Source organism: Sabulicella rubraurantiaca, from assembly GCF_017355885.1.
Taxonomy (GTDB): Bacteria; Pseudomonadota; Alphaproteobacteria; order Acetobacterales; family Acetobacteraceae; genus Roseococcus; species Roseococcus rubraurantiacus.
Genome location: NZ_JAFEUU010000001.1, coordinates 709,106 through 728,802, shown reverse-complemented (window position 1 = coordinate 728,802; position 19,697 = coordinate 709,106). Strand labels below are relative to the sequence as shown.

20 protein-coding genes are annotated in these 19,697 nt (G+C 69.0%); 17 read left to right on the top strand and 3 right to left on the bottom strand.

Annotation, left to right across the window (positions count from 1 at the left end):
• The first annotated feature begins 24 nt into the window (after window positions 1–24).
• The 7 genes from JTJ31_RS03535 to ychF all read left to right on the top strand — a co-directional run bounded on the left by JTJ31_RS03535 (window position 25) and on the right by ychF (window position 6,311).
• Window positions 25–489 (top strand): (2Fe-2S)-binding protein, encoded by a 465-nt coding sequence (locus JTJ31_RS03535; RefSeq protein WP_207537187.1) that lies wholly within the window; start codon window positions 25–27, stop codon window positions 487–489.
• A gap of 10 nt (window positions 490–499) precedes the next feature.
• A complete protein-coding gene (locus JTJ31_RS03530; protein WP_207537186.1) occupies window positions 500–2,701 on the top strand; it encodes a xanthine dehydrogenase family protein molybdopterin-binding subunit in 2,202 nt (733 codons plus the stop codon).
• A 13-nt stretch (window positions 2,702–2,714) separates the two neighbouring features.
• On the top strand, window positions 2,715–3,383 hold the full coding sequence (locus JTJ31_RS03525) for a hypothetical protein (RefSeq protein ID WP_207537185.1): 669 nt from the start codon (window positions 2,715–2,717) through the stop codon (window positions 3,381–3,383).
• 131 nt (window positions 3,384–3,514) lie between these two features.
• A complete protein-coding gene (locus tag JTJ31_RS03520) occupies window positions 3,515–4,189 on the top strand; it encodes a 50S ribosomal protein L25/general stress protein Ctc (RefSeq protein WP_207537184.1) in 675 nt (224 codons plus the stop codon).
• Between the two features lie 6 nt (window positions 4,190–4,195).
• Window positions 4,196–4,762 (top strand): aminoacyl-tRNA hydrolase, encoded by a 567-nt coding sequence (pth, locus tag JTJ31_RS03515; protein ID WP_207537183.1) that lies wholly within the window; start codon window positions 4,196–4,198, stop codon window positions 4,760–4,762.
• Complete coding sequence (locus JTJ31_RS03510; protein WP_207537182.1) at window positions 4,759–5,217, top strand: hypothetical protein; 459 nt, start codon at window positions 4,759–4,761, stop codon at window positions 5,215–5,217. The genes pth and JTJ31_RS03510 overlap by 4 nt, the downstream gene beginning before the upstream one ends.
• Entirely contained in the window at window positions 5,217–6,311 is a 1,095-nt protein-coding gene (ychF, locus tag JTJ31_RS03505; protein WP_207537181.1) for a redox-regulated ATPase YchF, read from the top strand. The genes JTJ31_RS03510 and ychF overlap by 1 nt, the downstream gene beginning before the upstream one ends.
• 9 nt (window positions 6,312–6,320) lie before the next feature.
• Here the strand turns inward: ychF and JTJ31_RS03500 are convergent, their stop codons facing one another.
• Window positions 6,321–6,518 (bottom strand): DUF1674 domain-containing protein, encoded by a 198-nt coding sequence (locus tag JTJ31_RS03500; RefSeq protein WP_236019790.1) that lies wholly within the window; start codon window positions 6,516–6,518, stop codon window positions 6,321–6,323.
• A 91-nt stretch (window positions 6,519–6,609) separates the two neighbouring features.
• On the opposite strand from JTJ31_RS03500, the gene htpX reads away from it, so the two are divergent.
• The 9 genes from htpX to JTJ31_RS03455 all read left to right on the top strand — a co-directional run bounded on the left by htpX (window position 6,610) and on the right by JTJ31_RS03455 (window position 16,570).
• Entirely contained in the window at window positions 6,610–7,548 is a 939-nt protein-coding gene (htpX, locus tag JTJ31_RS03495; protein WP_207537180.1) for a zinc metalloprotease HtpX, read from the top strand.
• A gap of 94 nt (window positions 7,549–7,642) precedes the next feature.
• A complete protein-coding gene (locus JTJ31_RS03490; RefSeq protein ID WP_207537179.1) occupies window positions 7,643–8,710 on the top strand; it encodes a TRAP transporter substrate-binding protein in 1,068 nt (355 codons plus the stop codon).
• A 3-nt stretch (window positions 8,711–8,713) separates the two neighbouring features.
• Window positions 8,714–9,310, top strand: a complete 597-nt coding sequence (locus JTJ31_RS03485) for a TRAP transporter small permease subunit (protein ID WP_207537178.1) — start codon at window positions 8,714–8,716, stop codon at window positions 9,308–9,310.
• Window positions 9,307–10,671: a TRAP transporter large permease gene (locus JTJ31_RS03480; RefSeq protein WP_207537177.1), complete on the top strand. Its 1,365-nt coding sequence runs from the start codon at window positions 9,307–9,309 to the stop codon at window positions 10,669–10,671. The genes JTJ31_RS03485 and JTJ31_RS03480 overlap by 4 nt, the downstream gene beginning before the upstream one ends.
• Window positions 10,672–10,689: 18 nt before the next feature.
• Window positions 10,690–12,717: a hydantoinase/oxoprolinase family protein gene (locus JTJ31_RS03475; protein ID WP_207537176.1), complete on the top strand. Its 2,028-nt coding sequence runs from the start codon at window positions 10,690–10,692 to the stop codon at window positions 12,715–12,717.
• Window positions 12,717–14,339: a hydantoinase B/oxoprolinase family protein gene (locus tag JTJ31_RS03470; protein WP_236019789.1), complete on the top strand. Its 1,623-nt coding sequence runs from the start codon at window positions 12,717–12,719 to the stop codon at window positions 14,337–14,339. The genes JTJ31_RS03475 and JTJ31_RS03470 overlap by 1 nt, the downstream gene beginning before the upstream one ends.
• Window positions 14,336–14,812 (top strand): MaoC family dehydratase, encoded by a 477-nt coding sequence (locus tag JTJ31_RS03465; RefSeq protein WP_207537175.1) that lies wholly within the window; start codon window positions 14,336–14,338, stop codon window positions 14,810–14,812. Before JTJ31_RS03470 ends, JTJ31_RS03465 begins: the two co-directional genes overlap by 4 nt.
• 52 nt (window positions 14,813–14,864) lie before the next feature.
• Complete coding sequence (locus tag JTJ31_RS03460) at window positions 14,865–15,812, top strand: 3-hydroxyacyl-CoA dehydrogenase family protein (protein WP_207537174.1); 948 nt, start codon at window positions 14,865–14,867, stop codon at window positions 15,810–15,812.
• Window positions 15,809–16,570, top strand: a complete 762-nt coding sequence (locus JTJ31_RS03455) for an SDR family NAD(P)-dependent oxidoreductase (protein ID WP_207537173.1) — start codon at window positions 15,809–15,811, stop codon at window positions 16,568–16,570. The genes JTJ31_RS03460 and JTJ31_RS03455 overlap by 4 nt, the downstream gene beginning before the upstream one ends.
• A 3-nt stretch (window positions 16,571–16,573) precedes the next feature.
• Here the strand turns inward: JTJ31_RS03455 and JTJ31_RS03450 are convergent, their stop codons facing one another.
• A complete protein-coding gene (locus JTJ31_RS03450) occupies window positions 16,574–16,963 on the bottom strand; it encodes a RidA family protein (protein ID WP_207537172.1) in 390 nt (129 codons plus the stop codon).
• A 69-nt stretch (window positions 16,964–17,032) separates the two neighbouring features.
• Here JTJ31_RS03450 and JTJ31_RS03445 point away from each other — a divergent pair, with 69 nt between their 5' ends.
• Window positions 17,033–18,247, top strand: a complete 1,215-nt coding sequence (locus JTJ31_RS03445) for a Zn-dependent hydrolase (protein WP_207537171.1) — start codon at window positions 17,033–17,035, stop codon at window positions 18,245–18,247.
• Between the two features lie 59 nt (window positions 18,248–18,306).
• Here the strand turns inward: JTJ31_RS03445 and JTJ31_RS03440 are convergent, their stop codons facing one another.
• Window positions 18,307–19,686: a CoA transferase gene (locus JTJ31_RS03440; protein WP_207537170.1), complete on the bottom strand. Its 1,380-nt coding sequence runs from the start codon at window positions 19,684–19,686 to the stop codon at window positions 18,307–18,309.
• Between the last annotated feature and the right edge of the window lie 11 nt (window positions 19,687–19,697).

Genomic DNA, 19,697 nt, shown 5'->3' with positions numbered 1-19,697 from the left:
CCGGCGTCTCCGGAGGAAGTCCAGATGAGTCAGAGTCTTGCCCTGACGGTCAATGGCCGCGCAGTCACCATTGCTGTGGACGATCCGCAAATGCCGCTGCTCTATGCGCTGCGGAACGAGATGGGCCTGACCGGCCCGCATTTCGGGTGCGGCCTTGCGCAGTGCGGCGCCTGCACCGTGCATGTGGATGGCGCCGCCATCCGCTCCTGTGTGATGCCGGTGGCCGACGCCGCCGGCAAGCGTGTGGTGACGCTGGAAGGCCTTGGCACGCCCGAGAACCCGCACAAGCTGCAATCCGCCTTCATCCAGGAGCAGGCGGTGCAGTGCGGCTACTGCACCAACGGCATGATCATGGAGAGCGCTGCCCTCCTGGAGCGCAACCCGCGCCCCAGCGCCGATCAGGTGAAGGAGGCACTGGCCAACAACATCTGCCGCTGCGGCACGCATCCGCGCGTCGTCGCCGCCGTGCTGCGCGCCGCGCAGGGCTGAGGAGGAAGCGATGGACCGCATCACCACTGACCGCCGCTCCCTGCTCAAGGCCGGCGGTGCGCTTCTCGTGGCCTTCGTCGCCGGCGGCCCACCACGCGGTGCCCTGGCCTGGGCGGAGAAGCCCGTCGCCGCCGACCGTGTGGAGTCCTTCCTCGCGCTCGAATCCGACGGGCGCGTCACCGTCTATGTCGGCAAAGTGGATCTCGGCACTGGTGTCCGCACCGGCTTCATGCAGATCGTGGCGGAGGAACTCGACATTCCGCTCGGCCGCATCCGCGTGGTCGAGGGCGACACGGCGCTGACGCCGGACCAGGGGGTGACCTATGGTTCGCTCTCCATCCAGAACGCCGGCGTGCAGCTTCGCGCCGCCGCCGCCACGCTGCGGCGCGAGGTCCTGCGCCGCGCGGGCGATCGCTTCAGCGCCCAGCCTGCGTCGCTGAGGATGGAGGAGGGGGTCGTCATTGCCCCCAATGGCCGCGCCAGCCTGGCGGAACTCGTGGGCACCGGGCGGATGGAACTGGCGGTGGATACCAGCGCGCCGATCAAGTCGCCGGAGGAGCGTCGCGTCGTCGGACGCGCCGCGCCGCGCGTGGACATCCCGGACAAGGTGTTCGGCCGCTTCGAATACGTGCACGACTTCAAGCTGCCCGGCATGCTGCATGGCCGCCCTGTGCGGCCGCCCGCTCTGGGCGCGGTGGCCGAGGCGGTGGATGAGGCGAGTATCCGGCACATCCCGGGCGTGGTGCGCGTCGTCCACCAGGGCGCCTTCGTGGGCGTGGTCGCGGAAAGCGAATGGGCCGCGATCAAAGCGGCGCGGGAGTTGCGCGTGCGCTGGTCCGACTGGAACGGCCTGCCCGAGCAGGCGCGCATCTGGGAGCACGTGAAGGCCACCCCCGTCGCCCAGGTGCAGGTGACGAGCGAGCGCGGCGACGCCCCGGGCGCGGTGCGCGGCGCGACGCGGCAGCTTTCCGCGACCTATGATTTCGGCATCAACTCTCACGCCTCCATGGGGCCGTCCTGCGCGGTGGCGGAGTGGAAGGATGGGCGCCTCACCACCTGGTCCGCCTCCCAGGGGACGCACAATCTCCGCAAGCAGCTGGCGATGATGCTGGCCGAGCCGGTGGACAATGTCCGCTGCATCTACATGGAGGGTGCCGGCTGCTACGGCCGCAACGGACATGAGGATGCGGCGGCCGATGCGGCACTTCTCGCCAAGGCGGTCGGTCGCCCGGTGCGCGTGCAGTGGATGCGTCATGACGAGCATGGCTGGGACCCCAAGGGGCCACCCCACCTCGTAGAGCTGCGTGGCGGGCTGGACGCCCAGGGCAACATCGTGGGGTGGGAGGCGGAAGCCTGGATCCCCAAGGGGGCCGGCGGCAACGTCGACCTCGTGGCGGCGGAACTCGGCGGGCTTCCGCGCGAGAACCAGATCCATCCGGGCAACATCATCCACAACCTGGCCCAGCCCTATGGCTTCCCGGCGGTGAAGACCACTTGCCACCGGCTGGAAACGACGCCCTTCCGCCCCTCCTGGATCCGCACGCCCGGGCGGATGCAGAACACCTATGCCAGCGAATGCTTCCTGGACGAGATGGCCGCCGCCGCCGGCAAGGATCCGCTGGAGCTGCGCCTGTCGCTGCTCCCGCACGAGGAAGCGCGCGGGCGCGAAGTGCTGGAGCGCGTGGGGCGTCTTGCCAACTGGCAGGCCCGTCCCTCGCCGCAAAATGACCGCTCGGGCGAGGTGCTGCGCGGGCGTGGCGTCACCTTCTGCAAGTATGAGCTGGTCCGCACCTATGTCGCGGCGGTGGCGGAGGTGGAGGTGAACCGCCGCACCGGCGCCATCAAGGTGACGCGCTTCCTGTGCAGCCACGATTGCGGCCAGATCATCAACCCGGACGGCGTCCGCGCCCAGGTCGAGGGCAACGTGATCCACACCTTGTCGCGCACCTTCAAGGAGGAGATGACCTTCGACCGCAAGGCCGTCACCTCGCTCGACTGGGCGAGCTATCAGGTCATCACTTTCCCGGAGATTCCGGAGATCGTGGTGGATCTGGTGGACCGCCCGACTGAGCGCCCCTGGGGCGCGGGCGAGCCGGCGGCGGCGGTGGTGCCGAGCGCGGTCGGTAACGCGATCTTCGATGCGACCGGCGTGCGGATGCGGAGCATTCCCTTCACCGCCGCAAAGTTCCGCGCCGCCGCGCAGGGCGTTTGACGAAAGGGGCAGCATGCGTTCGTTTCGACTTGTGGTGCTTACGCTGGGGTTGGGCCTGGCCTCGACCCCGGCGCTCTCTCAACAAGGCGGTTGGTCCACGGATATCGCCACCCACGGCTCCTGGACGGCGTATCGCGCCCAGACGCCGACTGGGCGCCAGCTTTGTGGCATCCGGGTCGTGGGGGCCGAGGGGCGCACGCTGCACCTCAAGCATTTCGCGGGGGACCGGCACGTCACCTTCCAGGCGTTCAAGTCGAGCTGGACCATTCCGCAGGGCACGCGGCTGCGCCTCAGCCTGCGGGTGGACAACAACGCGCCCTGGACCACGGGTGGCGCCGTCGGACAGCGCAACTTCGTGGAATGGACGGTCGCCGGCGGGATCGAGCGCTTCGAGGTGCAGTTCCGCAATGGCACGCGCCTGTTCCTCGAGTTCCCGGAGGGCAGCGAGGGTCCCTGGGTGGTGAGCCTCACCGGTTCCGCCGCCGCCATGGGGCGGATGGTTGAGTGCATGAATGCGGTGCGCCAGGGGACGGGAGACGCGCCGCGCGGCGGCCCGACCCAGCCCTTCGGCGATGCGCCGCGCCAAGCTCCGCCAACCCAGCCCTTCACGCCGGGCGTGCCCCAGAAGCCGGTCATGCCCAACACCCGCTCGGGCGATTCGCCGATCCGCCACGCAATCTGACGCGGGGCTGAGGTTGCGCCCGCGCCCCGTTCCGCCTAGAACCCGCGGCGAGGCGGCACCCCTGGAGGCCGCCTGTTTCCGTTTGGGCATTCCCCCACGGAAGCAACACACCGCGAAGAGGAATATGTAGCATGGTCCAGACCGTTCGGATCGAGGCTGCGGCGCGCGGGCGTGCCGGTAAGGGGGCGGCGCGCGCGACCCGGCGAGAGGGGCTTGTCCCCGGCGTGATCTATGGCGCGAAGGAGGAGGCGACGCTGATCGCCCTCGACCCGCGCGTGATCATGAAGGAACTGCAAAAGGGTGGCTGGCAGTCCTCCCTTTATGAGGTGGCGGTGACCGACGGCCCGACCGTCCGCACCCTGATGCGCGACGTGCAGTTCGACCCCGTCTCGGACCGCCCCATCCATATCGATTTCCAGCGCCTCGCCCCCGGCGCGCGCATCCGCGTGAAGGTGCCCGTCACCTTCCTGAACGAGGAAGAGTGCCCGGGCATCAAGGCCGGCGGCGTGCTGAACGTCGTCCGCCGTGAGGTCGAAGTCCACGCCGCCGTGGACGCGGTGCCGGAGAGCTTCGTGATCAACCTCGCCGAGGCGAAGATCGGTGATTCGCTGCGCTGGTCCGTGGTGCAGGACAAGGCCGGCGCCCGTCCTGTGATCAGCGGCCGCGACTTCGTGGTGGCGACCATCGCCCCGCCGACGGTGGACGAGGACACGGGCCCGGTGGCCGTTCCCCCGCCGCCCGAGGCGACCAAGCAGAAGGCGCCGCAGGCTGGCGCCGCTGCCAAGGCGCCCGCGAAGAAGAAGTAACGCGCCATGCGACTCTGGGTCGGGCTGGGTAATCCCGGCCCCGAGCACGCGCGGCAGCGTCACAACATCGGCTTCATGGCGATCGACGCCATGGCCCGCCGCCACGGGGCGCCCCCGTGGCGGCAGAAATTCAAGGGCGAGGTCACCGAGGTGACGCTGGGTCGGGAGCGCCTGCTCCTGCTCAAGCCGCAGACCTACATGAATGCCTCGGGTGATTCGGTGCAGGCCGCCTGCGCCTTCCACAAGATTCCACCGGCCGAGGTCACCGCTTGGCACGATGAGCTGGACCTCGCCCCCGGCAAGGTGCGGGTGAAGCAGGGCGGCGGCACGGCCGGGCATAACGGGCTGCGCGACATGCAGCGCGCCTTCGGCACGGCGGATTTCGGCCGGGTGCGACTGGGCATCGGTCATCCTGGCCACAAGGACCGCGTTACCGGGCACGTGCTCGGCAATTTTGCCAAGGACGAGACCTGGGTCGGGCCGCTGCTGGACGCGCTGGCGGACCACGCGCCGCTGCTGGCCGAAGGGCGCGCAGAGGATTTCATGACCCGTGTCGCGGAGGCCGTGCGATGACCGAACCCCTGGTGATCGAGGAATATTTCGGCGGACCCGGCGAGGGCGACCTGCTCAACGCCGCCGCCGCCCTGGCGCAGGCGCTGCGCGGCTTCGCGGCAACCGAGGCGCAGGCGGCCGCCGGGCTGCGCGCCTGCCTGCCCGGACCCACCGATGCCGGGCCGCTTTCTGACATGCGGCGCGCCCGCGCCGTCTCGCTCGCCGCCGCCGAGGCGGCCAGCCGCGCCGCGCTTCTGCTGGAGGCCGCTGAGATCGTTGGCCCGGGCGGCGAGGCGGCCTCCATCGCCGCCCGCCTCACGGAGGCTGCGAAGCGTCTGGGAATGAACATCGCCGGGCTGGTCCCGGCGCTGCGTGCCGCCGCCCTGTCCTTGCCGACCGACGATGCCTCCGCACGCATTGCCGCCGCCATTCGGGTGCAGGAGCTGGTGGGCGCGCTGGAGAAGGGACAAGGTTAATGGGTTTCAATTGCGGAATCGTGGGCCTGCCGAATGTCGGCAAGTCCACCCTATTCAATGCGCTGACGCAGACCGTCGCAGCGCAGGCCGCCAACTACCCCTTCTGCACCATCGAGCCCAATGTGGGCCGCGTCGCCGTGCCCGACCCGCGCCTCGAGGTGCTGTCGCGCATCGGCAAGTCGCAGAAGATCGTGCCCACCAGCCTGGAATTCGTGGACATCGCCGGCCTCGTGCGCGGCGCCTCGAAGGGGGAGGGACTGGGCAACCAGTTCCTCGGCAACATCCGTGAGGTGGACGCCATCGTCCACGTGCTGCGCTGCTTCGAGGATGGCGACGTCACCCACGTCGAGGGCAGCGTGGACCCGCTGCGCGACATGGAGATCATCGAGACCGAGTTGATGCTTGCCGATCTCGACTCTTTGGAGAAGCGCGTGCCCGCCCTGCAGAAGAAGGCGCGCGGCAATGACAAGGAGGCGGCGCAGCAGCTTTCCCTGATCGAGGCGCTGATCCCCGCGCTGCAGGAAGGCCGCGCCGCGCGAACCGCCGTGCCGAAGGGCGAGGAGACGGCCGCCTCGCGCCTCGGCCTCATGACCACCAAGCCTGTCCTCTACGTCTGCAACGTGGAGGAAGGGAACGCAGCGGACGGCAACGCCCACAGCGCCAAGGTCATGGAGTTCGCCAAGGCGAACAACGCGAAGGCCGTCGTCGTCAGCGCGGCCATCGAGGCCGAGATCGCTCAGATGGACGAGGGCGATCGCAAGGAGTTTCTGGAGGGGCTCGGCCTGTCCGATTCCGGCCTGGACCGCGTGATCCGCGCCGGGCACGACCTGCTCGGCCTCATCACCTATTTCACGGTCGGGCCAAAGGAAACGCGGGCCTGGACGATCACCCGCGGCATGACCGCGCCCCAGGCCGCCGGCGTCATCCATGGCGATTTCGAGCGCGGCTTCATCGCCGCCGAGACGATCGCCTATGACGACTACGTCGCGCTGAACGGCGAGCAGGGCGCCAAGGAAGCCGGCAAGATGCGCGTCGAGGGCAAGTCCTATGTCGTGAAGGACGGGGACGTGATGCTGTTCCGCTTCAACGTCTGACCCGGCGGGTCAGAAGTCGCTGACGCGGCCTTTCCGCTCCCAATCATTGTAGCGGGTCGGCTCCGGCCCGCTCGGCCCATCCTCCTCCACCTTCGGGTCGGAGAAAGGGCGCTGCGGCCGGTTCAGCTTCGTCAGCGGCGGCGCGCTGCGCGGCTTGCCGGAGGGGTAGGGCGGCTTCGGGTCCTGATCCTGGTCCATCCCTGCCATGTGGCGCGGCCTGCCTCCGAAGGGAAGGGCGCTGTATCGCAGCCCGGGCCTCCCTATCTCGTTGGGAGGCTGACACAGGAGGGTGGACGGGATGCGTGGCTATTTCCGCACCATGGTGCTGCTTGCGGCGCTGACCGCGCTCTTCATGGGCGTCGGCTGGGCCTTGGGCGGCCAGCAGGGTGCACTCGTCGCTCTGGCGGTGGCCGGCGCGATGAACCTCTTCGCCTGGTGGGGCAGCGACGCCATGGTGCTGCGGATGCACAATGCCCAGCCGGTCGGCCCGGCCGAGGCGCCGCAGCTTCACTCCATGGTGCAGGGGCTGGCGCAGCGTGCCGGCATTCCCATGCCCGCCCTCTACGTCATTCACGAGAACCAGCCCAACGCCTTCGCCACCGGCCGCTCCCCCGAGAAGGGGGCGGTGGCGGTGAACAGTGGCCTCCTGGACATGATGGATGAGCGGGAGGTCGCTGGGGTCGTCGCGCACGAGCTGGCCCACATCAAGCACCGCGATACGCTGATCATGGCTGTGACCGCGACCATCGCCGGCGCCATTGGCTGGATCGCGCAGTTCGGCTTCCTGATGGGCCGCGGCGGCGAGCGGCGGGTGAACCCGCTCTTCGGCCTCTTGGCGATGATCCTTGCGCCCATCGCGGCGATGCTGGTGCAGACCGCCATCAGCCGGTCCCGCGAATACGAGGCGGATGCGGAGGGAGCGCGCATCTGCGGCGACCCTGCCTGGCTCGCCAGCGCCCTGAACAAGCTGGAGAGCTACAAGCACGGCATGGTGAACGAGCGCGCGGAGGCCAATCCCGCGACCGCGCACATGTTCATCGTGAACCCGCTGGCCGGGCTTCGCATGGACAGCCTGTTCAGCACCCACCCACCGACGGAGGAGCGGGTCGCGCGACTCATGGCGATGCGTGACGGCGGCGCGCTGCCACCCTCCCAGCCCTCCTTCCGCCCGCCGCCGCCCAGGCCGCAGGCAAGAAGCCCCTGGGCGCAGCCCAACCCCTGGGCAGGGCGGCGCTGACCGGCACAAGCGGCGAAACGCCCCCTCTGGCGGCGCCGCCCATCCGTGCCATGCTGCCTCCCATCCTCGGCATCAAGACCGAAGAGGAGGCTGCATGTTCCGTTCGATGCTTCTCGGGGGCGCGTTGCTCGCTTCACTGGCGCTGCCCGCCTTTGCCCAGGCGCCCATTCCGCCCGGCCCGCGCATCGCCGTCACGGCGATCACCCAGCCATTGCCGACCCAGCCGCAATACACGCGGGTGGATCAGCCGCTGATCCGCGACGGGCTGCGGGCAGCCAGCAATGGCCGCATCGAGGTCACGCTGGCCACACATGCCGAGCGCAATCTGAGTGGGACCGAGATCGTGCGCCTCGTCCGCTCGGGCCAGGCGGAGATCGGCGCGGGGACGCTGACCACCCTCTCGGGCGACGTGCCGATCCTGGACGGCATCGACCTTTCGGGCCTTGCCCCCGACATCAACCTGGCGCGGCGAATCGCAGACGCAATGGTGCCGGTGGCGAACCGAGACATGGAGCGCTTCGGCACGCGCATCATCGCCACTTATCCCTTCCCGGCGCAGGTGGTGTTCTGCCGGCAGCCCTTCACCAGCCTCGCCGATCTGCGCGGGCGCCGCATCCGCACCTTCGGCAACTCGCTGGTGGATTTCTTCAACGCGCTGGGAGCGCAGCCCACCTCCATCGGCTTCCCCGAGGTGTATTCGGCGCTGGAGCGTGGCGTGGTGGACTGCGCCATCACCGGCAGCGGCTCCGGCGCCGCCGCGCGCTGGCCCGAGGTTTCGACCCACATCTCCGACCTGCCGGTGAGCTGGGCGGTCGCCGCCTACATCGTGAACGTGTCCTGGCTGAACCGTCAGGAGCCTGCCGTGCGCGAACTGATCGAGCGCACCTTCCGCGAGGTCAGCGACCGGCAATGGGCGCTGGGCGCCGAAGCGACTCGCGACGGCATCGACTGCAACATCGGCAACCGCGAGGCATGCAAGATCCACCAGCTCGCCACCCGTCCGATGACCGAGGTGAAGGCCACCGAGGCCGACCGCGCCGAGACGCGCCGCATCTTCGAGCAGGTGGTGCTGCCCGGCTGGGTACGCCGCTGCGGCGCTCGCTGCGGCGAGGTCTACAACCAGGTGGTCGCGCCCCTGAACGGCATCCGCTTCGGGGGCTGAGGGGTGCTGCGCGCCGCCACGGGTCTTCGCCGCGCCGTGGCGGCGCTGGCCGCCCTGATGGCCTACCTCGCCGGATGGAACTACGTGCTCTGCGCCATCTTCGTCACGGGCGACATCATCGGTCGCAACGTCTTCGGCGTTTCCAGCGCCGCGACGGTGGAGGTGACGGGCTACATGCTGGCCTGCGGCATTGCCTGGGCCTTGGCGCACACCCTGGCGCGGCGGGCGCATATCCGGGTGGACGTGCTGCTGAACCAGCTGCCGGTGCGGGTCCGCGCGCCGCTGCACCTTCTCTCCCTCTTGCTGCTGATGGGCTTCGCCCTGTTCTGCGCCTGGGCCGCCTGGTCGCTTTGGGAGGAGAGCGCATTGTTCGACGCGCATGACAACTCGGCCCTTCGCATTCCGCTGATCTGGCCGCAGGGGATCTGGGGCGTGGGCATCGCCGCCTTCGTGCTGATGTGTGCCGTGCTGCTGCTTGAGTCGCTGCTGGCATTGCTCGCCGGGCAGCCGGGGGAGCTGGACCGGATGCTGGGGTCCCGCTCCTTGCAGGATGAGACGGAAGAGGCGCTGGAAGCCGTCCGGATGGCGCGCGGCGGATGATCGCAATCGTCTTTCTGCTGGGGCTTCTCGGCGCATTGCTGTTCGCCGCCGCATCCGGCACCTCGGCCCTGCCGCTGGCCGAGATTCTGATGCTGGTCGGCATCTTCATCGTATTCTTCGGGGCGGGGGTTCATATCGCCGCCGTGCTAGGCGTGCTGGCCTTCCTTGTCGGCTTCCTGTTCAGCGACCGACCCTGGTGGATGTTCGCCGGACAGACGTTGTGGGGACCGTCCTCCAACTACGTTCTCGTGGCGGTGCCGCTCTTCCTGCTGATGGGCGAGATCCTGCTTCGCTCCGGGCTTTCGGGGCGCCTCTACAGCGCGCTGAACCTCTGGCTGAACCGGCTGCCCGGCGGGGTGCTGCACACCAACATCGTTTCCTGCGCCGTGTTCAGCGCCATCAGCGGCTCCTCCGTCGCTACGGCGGCGACCATGGGCAGCGTGGCGCTGCCCTATTTCCAGGACACGCAATACAACCAGCGCTGGGTGCTCGGGTCGCTGGCGGCGGGCGGCGCGCTCGGCAACCTGATTCCGCCGGGCATCACCTTCATCATCTATGGGCTGATCACCGAGACCAGCGTCGGCGCCCTCTACATCGCGGCGCTTCTGCCCTCCCTGCTGGTGACCGGCTTGTTCCTGCTGCTGATCTTCCTGCACGGCCTGCGGAACCCGCTGGAGAAGCCTCCTCCTGTGCCGCTGGCGCTCAAGCTGCGGGCTCTGTGGAATCTCCTGCCCACGGTGCTGCTGATTCTGCTGGTGCTGGGCAGCATCTATGCCGGCTGGGCCACCCCCACCGAGGCTGCGGCGCTGGGCGTCACGGGCGCCATGCTCTTCGCTGCCATCGAGCGCCGCCTGTCCTTCCGCCTGCTGAACGAGAGCGCGGAGGCAACGGCGCGCAACACCGCGCTGCTGGGGCTGATCCTGTTCGGCGCCTTCCTGCTCAACTACATCCTGACCACGATCAACGTGCCGCAGGCCCTGGCCGCGATGATCGCCGAGATGCCGCTGCCGCCCTGGGCGGTCATGCTGTGCATCATCGGGCTGTACTTCGCCCTCGGCACCTTCATGGAGGGCTTCTCCATGATCATCACCACTACGCCCGTCATCTTTCCGGTGGTGGTGGCGCTGGGCTACGACCCGATCTGGTTCGGCGTCATCATCACCATGCTGGTCGAGATCGCGCAGATCTCGCCGCCTGACGGAACCGTGATGTACGTGTTGCAGGGGATGCGCCCGAAGCCTGGACCCATCACCGATGTCTTCCTGGGCGTGATGCCCTTTCTCCTCGCCTATCTCCTGGCCGTGCTGCTGCTGCTGGTCTTTCCCGGGATCGCGCTCTGGCTGCCAGGGGTGTTGGGCTGAGCAGCGCCGGAGCCGGAATTGAACCAACCCGTCCGCATCGCCGTGGATATCGGCGGCACCTTCACCGACCTGCAGATCCTTGATGCGCGCAACGGACGCGTCCAGGCGCACAAGACCCCGACCACACCGGCCGATCCCTCGGAAGGGTTGATGACCGGGGTGCGGGAGGCGGCGTCGCGCTTCGGCTTCTCGCTTTCCGAGGTGGGGATGCTGCTTCACGGCACCACCATCGCGACCAACGCGGTGCTGGAGCGCAAGCTGGCGCGTGGCGTTCTGCTGACGACGGCGGGTTTCGAGGACGTGCTGGAGATCACCCGCCACGTCCGGCGCGAGCTTTACCGCCTCGACCCCGATCCATTTCCTTGCTTGATCGAGCGCGACAGGCGCCTCGGCGTCACGGAACGTCTGCGCGCCGATGGCAGCGTGGAGATCCCGCTCTCCGGCCTGGACGGCCTGATGGAGCGACTGCGGGCGCTGGAGCCCGAGGCGGTGGCGATCGGCCTGCTGCACGCCTATGCCAATCCGGCGCACGAGGAAGCCCTGGCCGAGGCGGTGCGCGCGGCGCTACTAAGCGTGCCGGTCAGCCTCTCCTCCGAGGTCTCGCCCGAGATCCGGGAGTATGAGCGCCTTTCCACCACCGTGCTGAATGCGGTGCTGATGCCGGTGGTGCAGAACTACCTGAACCGGCTGAAGGCCCGGCTGGGCGAGGGCGGCTTCGCCCCGCGCCTTTTCCTGGTGCAGAGCAATGGCGGCATGTGCAGCCTGGACCGGGCGGCGGAACAGCCCGCGCGGCTGCTGCTTTCCGGCCCGTCCGGCGGCGCGATGGCGGCGGAGCGGCTCTCGCGCCGCCTTGCCCGGCCGAACCTCGTCGCCGTGGATATGGGCGGCACCTCCTTTGACGTTTCGGTCGTGCAGGACCACCGGATCGGCCTCGTCACCCAGGGCGAGGTGGACCGGCTGCCGGTTCGACTGCCGATGGTCGAGATGCGGACGATCGGCTCAGGGGGCGGCTCCATCGCGGCTGTGGATGCGGGCGGGCGACTCAGTGTGGGACCGCGCAGCGCCGGCGCCCGGCCCGGCCCGGTCTGCTACGGGCGCGGCGGAACCGAACCCACCGTTTCCGACGCCAATGCCGTGCTGGGCCGCTTCGATCCCGATTTCTTCCTGGGCGGCGCGATGCGGCTGGAACTGGACGCCGCGCGCGAAGTCATGGCGGCCCGCGTCGGCGGTAAGCTCGGCCTTTCCACAGAAGCCGCTGCCGAAGGCGTGCTGCGCGTGACCAACACACAGCTTGCCGCCGCGGTCCGCCTTTCCCTGTTCGAGAAGGGGTTGGACCCGCGCGACTTCGCGCTTCTCTCCTTCGGCGGCGCGGGCGGCCTCCATGCCTGCGAAGTCGCCGACGAGCTCGGCATGACCGAGGTGGTGTTCCCGCGCGAGCCGGGCACGCTTTCCGCCTACGGCATCATGTTCGCCGACCTCGTGCAGGACATCGCCCGCTCGCGCCTGCTGCCGCTGGAGGAAGCGTCACTCCCCGCGATCGAGGAGACGCTGGCAGCGCTGCATGTCGACGCGCAGGCGCGGCTGGATGCCGACGCCATCCAGCCAGACCAGCGCGCCGTGGAGATCGCCGCCGATCTCCGCTATCGCGGCCAAGCCTTCGAGTTGCTGATCCCCTGGCCCGAGGCACCCGCCCTCGCGCCGCTCCTCGCCCGCTTCCACGAGACGCATCGCGCCCGCTTCTCCTATGCCGATGAGAGCGAGCGCGTCGAACTTGTGACGCTGCGCGCCAGCGCCATCGGGCGCCTGCCCAAGCCGGAGGAAAGCCGCGACACCCCGCCCGGCGCTTCCGCCCCCGGCACGCGGCGCCTTTGGACAGGCGGCGACTGGCGCGAGGTGCCGGTCCATCTGCGTGAGGCTCTGGCGGAGGGGGTGGCGGTAAAGGGTCCCGCCATCATCGAGGAAGCCTTTGCCACCCACTGGATCGCCCCCGGCTGGACCGCCACCCTCGACCCCGAAGGCGCGGTGATCGCGCGGAGGACACCCTGATGAACGCGATCGAGATCGAGGTCATCCGCAATGCCCTGACCGCCGCGGCGGCGGAGATGGACGTGACGGTTTGGCGCACTAGCCGCTCCACCATCGTGCGGGAGTTGCTGGACTACTCCACCGCCGTCTTCGACGCAGAGGGCTGGAACCTCGCGCAATCGGCGCGCATCCCCTCGCACCTCAATTCCATGAGCCACGCCTTGCGGGAGATCCTGGCGCGCTTCATCCCGCCGGAGGAATGGGGACCCGATGACGTGGTCATCACTAATGACCCGTATTGCGGCGGTCAGCACCTGCCTGACATCCTCGCCTTCAAGGCGGTGTTCCATGAGGGGACGCGAATCGCCTTCGCCGGGACGCTCTGCCACCACATCGACGTCGGCGGGCTGGCCGCGGGCTCCTACGCCGCCACGGCAACCGAGATCTTCCAGGAAGGGCTTCGCATCCCGCCGCTGAAGATCATCGCGGGCGGCGTGAGGAATGACGGGGTCTGGGCGATGATTCGCCAGAACATCCGCAAGCCCGACCTGCTTCTGGGCGACCTTTCATCGCAATTGGCTTCGTTGGACGTGGGCGCCGCCGCAATCCGCCGTTTGGCCGCGCGCTTCGGTGCGCCGGCAATGATCGAGGCCGGGGGCCGCATCCTCGACATGAGCGAGGCGGGAATGCGCGCCGCGATCGCCGCCATGCCCGACGGCATCTACGAGTTTGAGGACTTCCTGGACGATGATGGGGTGGAGGTGGGCAAGCCCATCCGCCTCCATGTCCAAATGACCATTGCGGGGGACGAGGCGCGGGTGAACCTGTCGGGCTGCTCGCCGCAGGCGCTCGGGCCGGTCAATGCCACCCTCGCCAGTTCCACCGCGGCCGTGATGTTCGCCCTGATGTGCTGCGCTGAACCGGGGCTGCACATGAGTGCCGGGTGCTACCGCCCCATCAAGGTGGAAGCGCCCGAAGGCAGCGTGGTCAACGCCCGCGCCCCGGCAGCGGTGGCGCATCGGATCGCCGCCACGCACCGGCTGCTGAACGCCATGAACGGCGCGCTACACCAGGCGGTACCAGACCGAATTCCGGCCGCCTATTACGGCAATAGCTACGTCACCACCTTCCAGACCGTCGCCGCCGATGGGGGGCGCGAGGTTCTGGTGGAGATCGAGATCGGCGGCAGCGGCGCCCACCCCGCCAAGGACGGCGTGAACGCCTTCTCCTCGGGCATGCACAACAACAGCAACATCCCGATCGAGATGATCGAGGCTCAGATGCCGCTCACCGTCACGCGCTACGAACTGCGCCCTGGCAGCGGCGGAGCGGGCGAGCGCCGCGGCGGGCTGGGTTTGGTGCGCGAATGGCGGGTGGATGCACCGCGTTGCCTGTTCACCGCCAACATGGACCGCTTCGTCCATGCGCCCTACGGTCTCGCAGGGGGGCAGTCGGCGGCGCCTGGGATGCTGGAACTGGACCGGGATGGCGACACGATCGCCGTGCCGCCCAAGTCCGACAACCTCGAGCTGCGCGCCGGGGACGTCATCCGCCTCGCCACCTCCGGCGGGGGCGGGTTCGGCGACCCGGCGCAGCGCGATGCTGCTTCCCGTTCCCGTGACGAGAGACTGGGATACGCATGAGCTTCGACCCTAGAGAGCATCGCCTCGCCCCGCAGCGTTGGTTCGAGGATTTCGCGCTGGGGGAGGTGTTCCGCCTGCCAAGCCGCACCATGACGGAGGCGGTGTTCCTCGCCTTCCAGGCCGCGTCCGGCGACAACCATCCGGTGCATTACGACGTCGAGTTCTGCCGGGCGCGCGGCATGCCGCACATGCTGGCGCATGGCTATCAGGTGCTGATCCAGACCGCTGCCGGGGCCGGAATGCTGCCCTTCCTGATCGAGGACAGCCTCAAGGGGTTCCTGGAGCAATCCTCCCGCTTCCTTCACCCCGTCTTCGTTGGCGACACGCTCTATGCCGCGCTGACGGTGGATGAGCTTTCGCCCAACCGGTCGACCGGTGTGCTGGGGCTCCGCTCCACCGTCCACAACCAGAAGGGCGAGCTGGTGATGGAGGGGCGGCAGCGCTACCTGCTCCGCAAGCGCCCGGCCGGTTGACCACGGCGCGGGCGCGCCGCAGCCTTCCGGGCGACAGCAAAGGGAGGATGTGATGCGGGTCGCGGTGATCGGCGCGGGGTTGATGGGCCATGCCATCGCCCTGGTCTGGGCCATGGGCGGGCACACGGTCCGCCTGACCGATTCCAGCGCCGAGACGTTGGAACGAGCGCAAGGTCTGATGGAGAAGGCCATCGCCACCCTGACCGAGCACGGGGAGAACAAGGGCTTCGACGCCGCCATGCTGGCGCAGACCGTCACGCGCCATTCCACCCTGGAGGAGACGGTGGAGGGCGTGGAGCTCGTCATCGAGGCCATCGTCGAGAACCCGGAAGCCAAGCGCACCCTCTATGCGGAGCTGGAGAAGCTGGCGCCGCTCAATGCGACCCTGGCCAGCAACACCTCCTATCTCGATGTCTTCCCGCTCATGCCGCCCTCGCTGCTGAAGCGGGCGATGATCGCGCATTGGTACACGCCGCCCTATCTGGTGGACCTCGTCGACCTCGTGCCGAGCGAGGAGCTGGAGCCGGGGCGGCTGGAGGCGGTGCAGGTGGCGCTGGATGCCATGGGGCAGGTTCCCGTGGTGATGAAGCGCTTCATCCCCGGCTACATCGCCAACCGCATCCAGGCGGCGGTGCAGAATGAGGTGCAGTGGCTGATCGATAATGGCTATGCCGACGCGCAGATGGTGGATGCCGCCGTGGTGCACGGCATCGCGCTGCGTATGCCCATCGTCGGCGTCATGGCCAAGGCCGACTTCACCGGCCTGCCGCTGCTGCAGCACACCTTCCGCAACAAGATGTACACGCCGCCGGCGTCCTTCGAGAGCAGCCCATCCATGGACGCGCTGATCGCCAAGGGCGCGACCGGCGTGATGTCCGGACGCGGCTACTACGACTGGGGCGACGAGCCGGCCAAGCTGTTCGAGGAACGGGACCGCAAGCTCATCGCGCTGAAGAAGTCGCTCAGGGAGATCGGCACCATGGCGGGATTCCGGAAATGATCAGCTACGATCTCCGCGGCAAGGCCGCCCTCGTCACCGGCGGCGCCTCCGGCATCGGCCTCGCCACCGTGCGGATCCTCGGCAAGTCCGGCTGCAAGGTGGCGATTAATCACCTGGCCGATGACGCGCGCGGGCCGGAGCAGGTCGAGGCGCTGCGCGCGGAGGGTATGGATGTCATCTCTGCCCCGGGCAACGTCGCCGACCCCGAGGGATGCGCGACGATGGTGGAGGCGGCGGCATCCGCGATGGGCCGGCTGGACTACCTTGTCTGCAACGCCGGAACGCCGGGAACCCGTACCAGCATCGCTCCGCATGAGCTGGACCGGATGACCGAGGAGTTGTGGCGCAATGTGCTGGAGGTGAACCTTCTCGGCGTGTTCCGCTGCGCGAAGGCCGCCGCGCCGCATTTGCGCGCCGCGGGCGGCGCCATGGTCAGCACCGCCTCCATTGCCGGCTTGAACTTCCCCGGTTCCTCGCCGGCCTATGGCGCCAGCAAGGCGGGTGTGATCTCGCTCACCCGCAACCTCGCGCGCGGGCTAGGGCCGGAGGTGCGGGTGAACGCCGTGGCTCCCGGCGCCGTGAACTCCACCTGGCAGGTGGATTGGACCAACGAGGAACGTTCCATGAGCATCGAGAAGGCGGTGCTCAAGCGCCGTTGCGAGCCGGAGGACATCGCGGACGCGATCGTCTACCTGCTCGCGGGCGCGGCCATGGTGACGGGGCAGACGCTGGTGGTGGATGGCGGGCTGAGCCTTTGAGGCTCAGCCGACGGCCACGATCGCCTCGATCTCCAGAAGGAACTCGGGAACGGGCAGCGCGGAGACGACGCTTGTCGTTCGCGCCGGGAGGTGCGTGGCGGGGAATGCAGCGCGGTAGAGCCGGTTCATCTCCTCCACATCCGACGCGCGTACCAGCAGCACGCTGGTCTTGAGGACGCGGCTGGTGTCCGTCCCGGCCTCGGCCAGGATGGAATGCAAGTTCTCGATGACTTGCTTGAACTGGGCGGCGAAGTCGTCGCGCGCGATGTTGCCTTGCGTGTCCAGCGGTCCCAGGCCCGAGACATAGAGCGTGTCGCCATGGCGCACCGCCATAGAGAAGGGCGGGAAGGGGCGGCCGCCCTTCGGCGTCGCGTAACGGGTGATCTCGACCATGCTCGCCTCCTTTTGGTGCGGCGCAAACTTGGCCTATCCTGCACGCGTCGAACATCCCGGGGCGAAGACATGGTGCAGGTGGATACGGAACGATTCCTGAAGGATCTCAATGAGCTTCGGCTCATCGGCCAGTTCAAGACCGGCGTCCACCGCCCTACCTTCTCGCCCGAGGACATGGAAAGCCGCCATTGGCTCGTCGCGCGGCTGGAGGAGTGCGGGCTGGAGGCCTCCATCGACGGCATCGGCAACGTGTTCGGGCGCCACAAGGGGCCGGGGCCGCACCTCCTCGTCGGCTCGCATATCGAGACGCAGAACCAGGCGGGCTGGCTGGACGGGGCGCTGGGTGTCATGTCTGGTGTCGCTCTCGCGCGGTCAGGCCTGCCGGTGGACGTGATCGCCTTCGCGGACGAGGAAGGCCACTATGGCAGCTTCATCGGCAGCCGCAGCGCCACGGGCCTGCTGGAAGACGCGGAGATCGACCGCCTCAGCAATCGCTACCACGGCAAGCCCCTGCGTGACGCGCTGCGCGAGGCAGGGCTGGAAGGGCGCGAGCGGCTGCGCCTCGATCCGTCGCGCTACAAGGGTTTCTTCGAGCTTCACATCGAGCAGGGCACGCAGCTTGAGTCGCGCGGTCTGCGCGCGGGCGTCGTGACTGGCATCGTCGCCATCTGGCAGTTCCGCATCCTCATCACCGGCATGCAGGACCATGCGGGCGGCACTACCATGGCCGAGCGCAAGGATGCTGGCCTCGCCGCCGTGCGCCTCCTCTCCCGCATCGACCAGGAATTCCCGATGGTCTGTGGCGAGCGTTCGACCTGGACCTGCGGCCGCATCGCACTGGAACCCGGTGCGCCGAGCATCATCCCCGGCTCGGCCGAGGTGCTGTTCCAGTTCCGCGACATCGACATGGAGACGCTGGAGCGGATGGAGCGCACGCTGCGCGCCATCGTGCAGGAATCCAACCGGCGCGAGCGCTGCACGGCGGAGCTTCAGGTGATGTCGCGCAGCATCCCGTCGCCCTGCCATGAGGCGATGATGTCCGCGCTGGATCGCGCAGCGGAAGCGGAGGCGCCCGGCGGTTGGATGCGCATGCCGAGCGGCGCCGGGCACGACGCGCAGTACATGGCGCGCATCATGCCGGCGGCGATGCTCTTCGCCCCCTCCATCGGCGGCATCAGCCACCACTGGGCCGAGGACACGAAGGAAGAGGATCTGGCGCTGAACGTGCGCATCCTCGCCCGTGCGGCGGAGGACTTCCTGCGCTCCAACGTTTCTCCCGGCTAAAGCATTTTCAAGCCCAGCGGAATCGCTGGGCGGCTCGGAAAATGCGTCCAGACAACAGCCTAGGCCCATTCCGCCGCGCTGCTGCCCAGCGGCGCGGCGGGCAACGCCCAGAAGGGTGGGGTCGCATCCATCTGGGCCGCGTGGCGCAGATGAGTCATGGCGCCCCAAGCGCCCTGCTCCACCGCGAGGAGGTCGGCGATCTCCTCCTGACGTGGATCGGGGACGCGGAACCCATCCGCCACCCGGCCCAGCCCACGGAGCCACAGCCCGGTGCGGGCCAGCGCCACGCGCACGCGCCAGGACCCGCCCTCTCGCGCACGGCGCATCCAGGCGGCCAGGACGCCCAGCGCCAGCAGATAGCCCGATGCATGATCGAGGGGCTGGCACGGCAGGACGCGCGGCGGAGCGACGCCTGCCGCCTCGGCCTCTGCGACGTTGAAGCCGGTCGCTGTCTGCACCAAGCTGTCGAAGCCGCGCTTCCCCGCCCAGGGGCCGTCCCAGCCATAGGCGGATAGCTCTGCGACCACGATCCCGGGCCGCAGCGCCGCTAGGGCTGGCGCGGGGAAGCCAAGGCCGGACAGCCCGCCGGGCCGGTAGGATTGCAGGAAGGCGTCGGCCCCCTGCACCAGGGTCCGCAGCCTGTCCCGAGCCGAGGCTTCGCGCAAATCCAGTGCGGTGCAGCGCTTCCCGCGACCCGTATCCTTCACCAGCGTATCCACCGCGGGCAGGTGTGGCGCGGTGACCTGCAGCACCTGCGCGCCGTGCGCCGCCAGGGCGCGGCCCGCGACTGGCCCGGCAATGACGCGCGTCAGCTCCAGCACGCGCATTCCCTCCAGCGGGCGCGCGGCCAAGGGTGGAAGGGGCACGGGCGGCGCGTCACCGATGCGCGTGATCTCCACCAGTGGCACGGCGGTCAGCGCCTTGCACTGCCCGTGCGCGTCCCATTCCTCGAAGTCGCGCATGGCGGCCACACAAAGTCCTGCTGCAGTCGCCTCCTCCTCGAAGGGGATGGCGTCGCGGCCGCGCAGTGCTTCCGCGACAGAATCGCGCGATGCCTCGCAGCCGAGCAGGCGCAGGATGCCGTCGCGGTGATGCGGGAAGTTCGTGTGCAGCCGGACCACGCGCCCGTCCCGCGTCGGGTAAGCGCCCGCGATGGCATCCCACGGATCGGGCGGGGCGGCGCCATTCTCGCGCAGATGCCGTTCCGAGCGAAATTCGAGCGCCGCGTGGCGCATCTCCACCAAAACGCCCTGGGCCGGACCTCCCCGTGCCGCGTGGATGGCCGCGGCGGCGAGAGCGACAGCGGCGATCGTGGACTGCGCTGCCTCGCCGATGTGAAAGGAGGAGGGGAGGACCGGGTCCTCCCCGGTCAGCCGCGCTTGGTAAGCAAGGCGCCGGTCGAGGCCGGTTTGGTCGAGCAGGGCGGCGAGCGTTTCCATTCCGCAAGTGC